Source organism: Bianquea renquensis, assembly GCF_014384895.1.
GTDB lineage: Bacteria > Bacillota > Clostridia > Lachnospirales > Bianqueaceae > Bianquea > Bianquea renquensis.
The window spans coordinates 20,595-29,014 of sequence record NZ_JACRSQ010000036.1 but is presented as its reverse complement, the minus strand read 5'-3'; the positions used below and the strand labels follow the sequence as shown (position 1 = coordinate 29,014).

The following is an 8,420-nucleotide window of genomic DNA, read 5'->3' as shown; positions in this document are numbered from 1 at the left end:
TGCTACAATGTCCATGGCGATTGAGACCTTTCGTTAGGGTGTTGTTGTGGTGACTCTATTCTAACAAACTCTATCGCCTTTTTCTATACCCTTGGTCTCACATCTATTGTAACGCTACATGACAAAAGCGAAAAAATCTAAAATCGCTATTGACAAAGGCGCTGGAATTCTATATAATAAACGACTGTAAAGGCTTTAGCCTTGACACCTCTATCCATACCGGTGGCAGGAGGTCCGATGGATAAGATATATGAAATAACACTACTCTATGATTTTTATGGAGAACTGTTGACGGAGAATCAAAAAGAGCTGTGCCGTATGCATTTCTTGGAGGATCTATCCTTTGGAGAGATCTCGCAGGAATTGTCAATCAGCCGGCAGGGGGTCTACGATGGCATTCGCAGGGGGGAACGTCAGCTTCGCGAGTACGAGGATGCGCTCCATCTAGTGCGCCGTTTTCTGGAGCATCAGGAGGCGGCTAAGATGATCAAATCCCTCGCGGAACAGGCCATGGCGAAGCCGGACACGTTGAGACTGTGCCTCCAGGAGATCATCCATAAGGCCGACGATATTTTATACGCAGAATCGATGACAGACGAAGATAAAGCCAAGGAGGTGCCGCATGGCATTCGAGAGCTTATCCGATAAGCTACAAAACGTTTTTAAGAAGCTTCGCGGCAAGGGAGTCCTGACGGAGAAGGATTTGAAAGAGGCGTTGAGGGAAGTCAAGATGGCGCTTCTAGAAGCGGATGTCAACTTCAAAGTCGTGAAGGATTTCATTGCCCGTATACAGGAACGGGCTGTGGGGCAGGAGGTGCTGAGCAGTCTGACGCCGGGCCAGCAGGTTATCAAGATCGTCCATGAGGAAATGATCGCGCTGATGGGCTCTGAGGAGGACAGCCGCATACGGTACTCCGATAAGCCGCCGACGGTCATCATGCTGGTGGGATTGCAGGGCGCCGGTAAGACGACAATGGCGGCCAAACTCGCGGGAATGCTGAAAAAGCAAGGGAAAAAGCCGATGCTAGTGGCCTGTGATGTGTACCGCCCAGCCGCGGTCAAACAGCTGCAGATCGTAGGCGAACAGGTAGGGGTTCCGGTTTTTGAGATGGGAACGGATGTGAGCCCTGTTGATATTGCCAAGGCCGGGATCAAGCAGGCGGCTAAGATGGAGTGCGGTTTGGTGATCTTAGATACGGCCGGAAGGCTTCATATTGACGAAGAATTGATGCAGGAATTGACCGATATCAGAGAGCAGACCAGCCCCAGCGAGATATTGCTGGTTGTCGATGCCATGACAGGGCAGGATGCTGTGAATGTCTCGAAAAGCTTTGACGAATTGTTGAATATCACGGGTGTAGTGCTTACGAAGCTGGACGGCGACACAAGGGGCGGCGCCGCCCTGTCCATCCGAGCGGTGACGGGCAAACCCATAAAGTTCGCGGGTGTCGGGGAAAAGTTGGCGGATGTGGAGGCGTTCCACCCGGACCGAATGGCATCCCGAGTCTTAGGGATGGGCGACGTGCTCAGCATGATTGAGAAGGCGCAGACGGCTATCGATGAGGACAAGGCGAAAGAGATGTCCCAGAGGATGCTGTCCAACGATTTCAACCTGGAAGATTTCCTGGAACAGATGCAGCAGGTGAAGAAGATGGGCCCTCTAAATCAATTGATGGGAATGATCCCCGGGATGGGCAGCAAGTTGAAAGATGTCGAAGTGGATGAGAAAGGGCTGGCCCGCACGGAGGCGATCATTCGATCCATGACCGTTGAAGAGCGGCGGCATCCCAATATCCTGAATGCATCCCGCAAGCGCAGGATCGTCAAAGGGTCTGGAAGTAGCATCCAGGAATTGAATTTGCTGTTAAAGCAGTTTGATCAGATGAAAGTCATGATGAAGCAGATAACCGGAAGTATGAAAGGAAAACGAAAAGGCGGACTTATGGGGAAAATGCCCTTTCGCCTGGGATAAGAGGAACCATTCGATTTCCACAGAAATCGAGTTTCCATAGAGTTCACGGCAAAGACCGTGACCATTAGTATACGAGGAGGTGAAATGAACCATGGTAAAGATGAGACTGAAGAGAATGGGTTCCAAAGGAGCTCCTTTCTATAGAATCGTAGTTGCAGATTCTCGTTCTCCGAGAGATGGACGGTTTATCGAAGAGATTGGATATTATGATCCTACGAAGAATCCAAGCGTGATCAAAGTTGACCAGGAATTGGCTCAGAAATGGCTTTCCCAGGGAGCACAGGCTACAGACACCGTCAAGAAACTTCTCAAGATTGCAGGAGTGGAGTGATCGACGAGACGCCGCAGCTTCCTGGCGTGTAAATCGCGCGTCAGCGCAGGAGGTGTAAAACCGTGAAGGAATTGGTAGAAGTAATTGCGAAGGCGCTGGTAGACCATCCTGAGCAGGTCCATGTCGACGAGGTTGCGAGAGAGAGCGCTCTTATCATTGAGCTGAAGGTTGCGCCGGAGGATATGGGCAAAGTCATCGGAAAGCAAGGCCGCATCGCAAAGGCGATTCGTACTGTTGTCAAAGCTGCGGCAGTAAAGCAGGATGAGAAGGTAGTCGTCGAAATCATGCAATAACCTATCGGAGCAAACCGCCGGCTATGCCGGCGGTTTTATCGTCCTGTACGAAAGCCCGCCGTAAAGCGGACATGATGTAAGATTGTGGAACGCCAACTTTTTATACCGTGATGGGATGGAGGATATATATGGAAGATATGTTTCGGATTGGAGTCGTGTCCAGTGCACACGGCATCAAAGGCGCAGTCAAGGTATTTCCGACGACGCAGGAGCCCGGGCGATTCTCCAGGCTGGAACAGGTCATCTATAAAGCGCCTGGAAAGGAAGATTCGGTGGGAGAGCGCTGGACAATTCAGTCCGCCTCACCGTTTCAAAATATGGTCCTGATCCAGGTGAAAGAGCTGACGGATCGAAATCAGGCGGAAGCCGTTAAGGGCGGGACACTGTGGATCCCGAGGGAGGAAGCCTTGCCGCTGGAGGAAAATGAGTATTATATTGCCGATGTGGTGGGATCTCTGGTTATGACGGAAGAGGGAGAGACGCTGGGAATTATCGACGATGTGTTGATGACGGGCAGCAATGAGGTGTTCGCAGTCAAGACATCGGATGGCCAGGAGATTTTGATTCCGTCAATCAAAGACTGTGTGATCGCCATGGATTTGACAAAAAAAATTGTGACAGTGCACCTGTTGGAAGGACTGCGGTGAGGAGGATCGCATTGGAGAGGGAGGATACGAGGGAACCAGTTCATAGTATGCGATTCTGCGTTTTGACTCTATTCCCAGAGATGATCCGAAATGCAGTATCCTACAGCGTACTAGGGCGCGCGGCCGCGGCTGGCATCATATCGGTCGAGGCGGTGGATATCCGGGAGTATTCGCGGGACAAGCATAAGCATGTGGATGACTACCCTTTTGGCGGCGGAGCCGGGATGGTTATGCAGCCACAGCCCATTTATGATGCCTACGAGGATGCGCGCAGAGGCTTTGCCAAGCCACCCAAAGTCGTGTACCTGAGTCCTCAGGGAAGGGTATTGAACCAGGAGATTGCAAGGGAATTGGCTCAGGAAGAAGGGATCATTCTGCTGTGTGGCCACTATGAGGGCGTCGACCAGCGCGTGCTAGATGAAATCGTGACAGATGAGATTTCCATTGGTGATTTTGTGCTGACAGGCGGAGAGCTTCCCGCTTTAGTCTTGATTGACGCCGTGGCCCGGATGGTGGATGGCGTTCTGGGCAATGAAAGCTCAGCGGGGGAGGAATCCTTTTCCGGGATGTTTTTAGAATATCCTCAGTATACGCGCCCTCGGGAGTATCACGGGATGCCGGTTCCAGAGATTCTCATGAGTGGCCACCACGCCAACATTGCGAAGTGGCGTCTGACCCAATCGATAGCGGCCACAATCCAAAAGAGGCCGGATTTGATCGAACCTGAGAGGATGACGGAGGAAGAGCGGCGCATCTATGAGAAAATCCAGCAGGAAGGGGAGGAACCTCGCGTCAAAAGCGTTGAGCCTTAAGCAGGCAGCGGAGCCGAATGGGAATATCCACGTGCGATACGGAAATTTAATGTAAAAATAGTTGAAACGTGGAAAAAAATATGATATAATAGGCAAGCGACGTAGGAGAGCCTTCTCCTACTGAGGATGAATACGGATGCTCCGCTGGTACGGCAACTTGACGTATCTGTAAAGGTCGAGCGTGTATTGATGAGCGTCTTAGAGGGAAGGAGGTTGGCTCATGAACCCAGAGATCATTCGTCAGATCGAAAATGAGCAGTTAAAAAAGGAAATCACTCCTTTTGCGGTTGGTGATACCGTTCGCGTATATGCCAGGATCAAAGAGGGCACCCGAGAGCGCGTTCAGATGTTTGAGGGAACCGTGATCAAACGCCAGAACGGAGGCGTTCGAGAAAACTTCACAGTTCGCCGTGTCTCCTACGGCGTAGGTGTGGAGAAGTCGTGGCCCTTGCACTCTCCCATTGTTGAAAAGATTGAAGTGGTGAGAAGAGGTAAAGTGCGCAGAGCGAAATTGTACTACCTTCGCGACCGCGTCGGCAAGGCTTCGAAAGTCAAGGAACGGATCTGAGACAGACCATTCCAAAGAAAAAGGGACGATGTCAAGTCCCTTTTTCTGCATTCAATCAGGAAAGAAGGAGCAGTATGGAGAACAGAAATAGAGACAAATCGGCGGAGACAAGTTCTTCTAGGCCATCGTCCAAGAATGACCATCATGTGAAGGATGATGATCTTTCCACGGATACCAAAAATCTCTCGGAACTGATGGAGTTTGATTTTGACGATATTCTGATGGAAGAAGCCCTTCTGGATTCCGAATCACCCAAACAGGAGGCCGATCAGGGCCCGGAGCATGAAAAAACGCTGACGGCAGACGCAGATGCCGATACCCAGCGAAAAGCTAAGAATAAAAAGAATCGCAAGCTGGTCCGGGATATTTTGAGTTGGGTCAAGGAGTTGGCCATTGCAGTTTTGATCGTATGGTTTATCCTGAGTTTTGTCGCCCAGAACAATAAAGTGATCGGCTCGTCCATGCAGCCGACGGTGTACGAGAATGACATGGTCATCGTCAACAAGTTCATCTATCGCTTCAAAGATCCGGCGAGGGGCGATATCATTATCTTTCCGTTTGTGGAAGCCAACGGAGAGGAAGTGCATTTGATCAAGAGAATCATCGGATTGCCTGGAGATACCGTCGATATTGGCGACGATGGCAACGTTTATATAAACGGCAGTATTTATAAAGAGGATTATATTTTGGTCAAGACGACGAAGAGTGGAGATCAGGTGAGCTACCCCTTCACGGTGCCAGAGGGTGAATATTTTGTGCTGGGCGACAACAGGGGCAACAGCAAGGACAGCCGGTACCGCGAGGTGGGCACCATAGCCAGAAGCGAGATCATCGGAAAGGCCAGTTTTCGGATCTGGCCGTTGAATGAGATTGGATTGTTGCGGTAGAGACGCTTGAAACCCGGAGGGATTCCCTCTGGGTTTTGCGGCTTTCAAGATGGAGGAAAGTATGGAGATTCAGTGGTTTCCGGGGCACATGACAAAGACCCGGCGCATGATGGAAGAAGATATCAAGCTGGTGGATCTGGTTGTGGAGGTTGTCGATGCCAGAATCCCATTTAGCAGTAAAAATCCGTATTTGGATACGCTTTGGCAGCGGCGTCCGCGCATTATCGCCCTCAATAAAAGCGATCTGGCGGATCCGGACGCCACGAAGGCGTGGAAGGCATGGTACGAACGGCAGGGGTTTGGGGTTGTGGAACTCGATGCGCTCCACAACAGGGGCTTGCAGCAAATACCGGAGCTGTGCCGGTCCCTGCTTAAGGATAAGCGGGAGCGGGACGCGCGGCGCGGAATGCAGAACCGCCCTATGAGGCTGATGATAACGGGAATTCCCAACGTTGGGAAATCCACAGTCATCAATCAGGTCGCCGGGAGAGCAGGCGCTGCCAAGACGGGGAATAAGCCTGGCGTGACCCGCGGGAAGCAATGGATTCGCATTAAAAAGGATTTAGAACTTTTGGATACGCCGGGCATCCTGTGGCCAAAATTCGAAGATCCCCAAATCGGAACGAGAATCGCCTTCATCGGGTCCATCAAGGACGAAATTTTAGATCTGTACACGCTGGCCGTGGAGCTTGTGGCCTTTTTACAAAGAGAGCGCCCCCAGATGCTCTCTCAGCGGTACGGGTTGGAGGACAGTGAGCTGAGGGCAACACCCGAGGCGGTGCTAGAGTTCATTGGGAACCGGCGTGGGCATAGGATGGCCGGCGGTGCAATCGATGTGGAGCGGACCGCCAGGATGGTGCTGGACGAGTTCCGCATGGGAAAGCTAGGGAGGATCACATTGGAGTATCCCCCAGAGGAAGCGCTCCAGCGGTGAGAGCGTACAAGTAGGGAGATCGATATACATGGAGCAAGATGGAGAAAAGAAGCGTCGAAGCCGCTTGACACCGGAGCAGCTGGCGGAGAAATATGAGGCCATGAGTCGGTACGAGCAGTCGGCCGCCAGTCAAGGGTACTGCCGGATTGCGGGCATGGACGAAGCGGGAAGAGGGCCCCTCGCAGGGCCGGTGGTGGCCGCCGCCGTCATATTGGATCCGAGCAAAAAAATCTTGGGTGTGGATGACTCTAAAAAGCTAAGCCCAGCGAAACGCCAGCGGCTGAAAGCGGAAATCGAGGAGAAGGCGGTCGCTGTGTCTGTCGGGATCGTCGATGTGGAGACCATCGACCGCATCAATATACTGGAGGCCACGAAACTGGCCATGAAAAAAGCGCTGGAAGGATTGGAACCGGCAGCGGATTTTGTGCTCATTGACGCGCTGACCCTTCCAGAACTCAGCATTGCACAGTATCCCATCATCAAGGGGGATGCACTGAGCGCGTCCATCGCCGCCGCCAGCATTGTGGCAAAGGAGACGCGGGATGATATGATGCGCGCCTACAGCGAGTTGTATCCCGAATATGGCTTTGCAAAGCACAAAGGATATGGAACAAGAGATCACATGGATGCCATTCGCGCCCACGGCGCCTCTCCCCTTCACAGAAGGAGCTTTCTAAAGAATATCATGGGGGCATCGGAATGGGAGTGCGGAGCTTGAAGGATCAGCGGGCGGTCGGACGGCAAAAAGAGAAGAAAGCGGCCATGTTTCTATCAAAAAAAGGATATCGTATTCTGGAGCACAGCTATCGCACCCCCTGCGGGGAGATTGATCTCATCGCGGAACATGAGGGCCGTATTATTTTTGTTGAGGTGAAGTACCGCCGAAGCCTGCGCTTCGGCCAGCCCGCAGAGGCTGTGGACTGGGGCAAGCAGCGGCGGATCACGAGGACGGCGTATTGCTATGTGAGAGAGCGGCATCTGGAAGACCGTCCAGTGCAGTTTGACATCGTGGAGATGACGACGATGGATGGAAAGGACGCGGCTCGCCATATTGAGCATGCGTTTTATCCGACTCTTTAGAGTAAAGGAGAAAGCTTTGTGGATTTGACAAGTACAGCGTTGACAGTTCATGAGGAGGGAAACCTATACTATCTCACGTTTCCCTCTTTTGATAGGACAGGATTGGTCAGGCATTGCTTCTCCACCCGGCGGGGCGGGATCAGCCAGGGATATTTCGCGTCCATGAACCTTGGATTTGGGCGCGGGGACCACGAGACCTGTGTGTTGGAGAACTATCGCAGAATCTGCTATGTCGTAGGCATATATGCCGGGGACTTGGTATTTTCCGATCAGGTTCACGGGGACCGGATTCTGTATGTGGACCAGCAGGACCGAGGGAAAGGAATCGTTCAACCGGTGGAGATGGAGGAGGTGGATGGCCTCATCACGGACCGGTCGCAGGTAGCCCTCGTCACCCTATATGCGGATTGCGTTCCCCTGTATTTTCTCGACCCTACGAAAAAGGTCATTGGGTTGGCACATTCGGGATGGCGGGGGACGGTTCAAGAAATCGGCCGTAAAATGGTGGAGCGATTTGTCGGGGATTTTCATTCCGATCCGCAGGACATCCTGGCTGGCATTGGGCCTTCCATCGGGCCCTGCTGCTTTGAGGTGGGGCCAGAAGTGGTGGAGACCTTCGCACAGACATTTCCAGCGTGGATTGACGACGTGGTGAGGATGCCGGCCGGGAAGGGGAAGGCGCACATTGATCTGTGGGAGACAAACCGCAAAATCTTGGAGCGGGCAGGGCTCTTGCCGGATCATATTACCGTCACGGATATCTGCACGACCCATCGGCCCGAATACTTTCATTCCCATCGGCGGTCAGGGGGAAATCGCGGTTCCCAGGCAGCGATCCTGGAGCTGCGATAGCAGGTGTTTGTGCCGGAGCGCCACAAACGCCAACAGTAGCAAAT

General features: G+C 52.5%; 12 protein-coding genes. All 12 read left to right on the top strand.

Annotation, left to right across the window (positions count from 1 at the left end; all coding sequences use genetic code 11):
- The first annotated feature begins 237 nt into the window (after positions 1–237).
- The 12 genes from ylxM to pgeF all read left to right on the top strand — a co-directional run bounded on the left by ylxM (position 238) and on the right by pgeF (position 8,376).
- Positions 238–648: a YlxM family DNA-binding protein gene (gene ylxM, locus H8730_RS15425; RefSeq protein ID WP_177714689.1), complete on the top strand. Its 411-nt coding sequence runs from the start codon at positions 238–240 to the stop codon at positions 646–648.
- A complete protein-coding gene (ffh, locus tag H8730_RS15420; RefSeq protein WP_177714688.1) occupies positions 623–1,972 on the top strand; it encodes a signal recognition particle protein in 1,350 nt (449 codons plus the stop codon). The genes ylxM and ffh overlap by 26 nt, the downstream gene beginning before the upstream one ends.
- A 91-nt stretch (positions 1,973–2,063) precedes the next feature.
- Positions 2,064–2,303, top strand: coding sequence for a 30S ribosomal protein S16 (rpsP, locus tag H8730_RS15415; protein ID WP_177714686.1), 240 nt, complete (start codon positions 2,064–2,066; stop codon positions 2,301–2,303).
- A gap of 62 nt (positions 2,304–2,365) precedes the next feature.
- The gene (locus H8730_RS15410) at positions 2,366–2,596 is read left to right on the top strand and encodes a KH domain-containing protein (protein WP_177714685.1); all 231 of its coding nucleotides are present in this window, start codon (positions 2,366–2,368) and stop codon (positions 2,594–2,596) included.
- A gap of 128 nt (positions 2,597–2,724) precedes the next feature.
- The gene (gene rimM, locus H8730_RS15405; RefSeq protein WP_177719604.1) at positions 2,725–3,243 is read left to right on the top strand and encodes a ribosome maturation factor RimM; all 519 of its coding nucleotides are present in this window, start codon (positions 2,725–2,727) and stop codon (positions 3,241–3,243) included.
- 47 nt (positions 3,244–3,290) lie between these two features.
- Positions 3,291–4,055, top strand: coding sequence for a tRNA (guanosine(37)-N1)-methyltransferase TrmD (gene trmD / locus H8730_RS15400; protein WP_177719610.1), 765 nt, complete (start codon positions 3,291–3,293; stop codon positions 4,053–4,055).
- A gap of 220 nt (positions 4,056–4,275) precedes the next feature.
- Complete coding sequence (gene rplS, locus H8730_RS15395; protein WP_177719605.1) at positions 4,276–4,623, top strand: 50S ribosomal protein L19; 348 nt, start codon at positions 4,276–4,278, stop codon at positions 4,621–4,623.
- 74 nt (positions 4,624–4,697) lie between these two features.
- Complete coding sequence (lepB, locus tag H8730_RS15390; protein WP_177719606.1) at positions 4,698–5,510, top strand: signal peptidase I; 813 nt, start codon at positions 4,698–4,700, stop codon at positions 5,508–5,510.
- Positions 5,511–5,571: 61 nt separating this feature from the next.
- Positions 5,572–6,444, top strand: a complete 873-nt coding sequence (gene ylqF / locus H8730_RS15385; RefSeq protein ID WP_177719607.1) for a ribosome biogenesis GTPase YlqF — start codon at positions 5,572–5,574, stop codon at positions 6,442–6,444.
- A 28-nt stretch (positions 6,445–6,472) separates the two neighbouring features.
- On the top strand, positions 6,473–7,162 hold the full coding sequence (rnhB, locus tag H8730_RS15380) for a ribonuclease HII (RefSeq protein ID WP_177719608.1): 690 nt from the start codon (positions 6,473–6,475) through the stop codon (positions 7,160–7,162).
- Positions 7,144–7,524: a YraN family protein gene (locus tag H8730_RS15375; RefSeq protein ID WP_249290113.1), complete on the top strand. Its 381-nt coding sequence runs from the start codon at positions 7,144–7,146 to the stop codon at positions 7,522–7,524. Before rnhB ends, H8730_RS15375 begins: the two co-directional genes overlap by 19 nt.
- Before the next feature lie 18 nt (positions 7,525–7,542).
- Entirely contained in the window at positions 7,543–8,376 is an 834-nt protein-coding gene (gene pgeF, locus H8730_RS15370) for a peptidoglycan editing factor PgeF (protein WP_177718057.1), read from the top strand.
- The last annotated feature ends 44 nt before the right edge of the window (positions 8,377–8,420 follow it).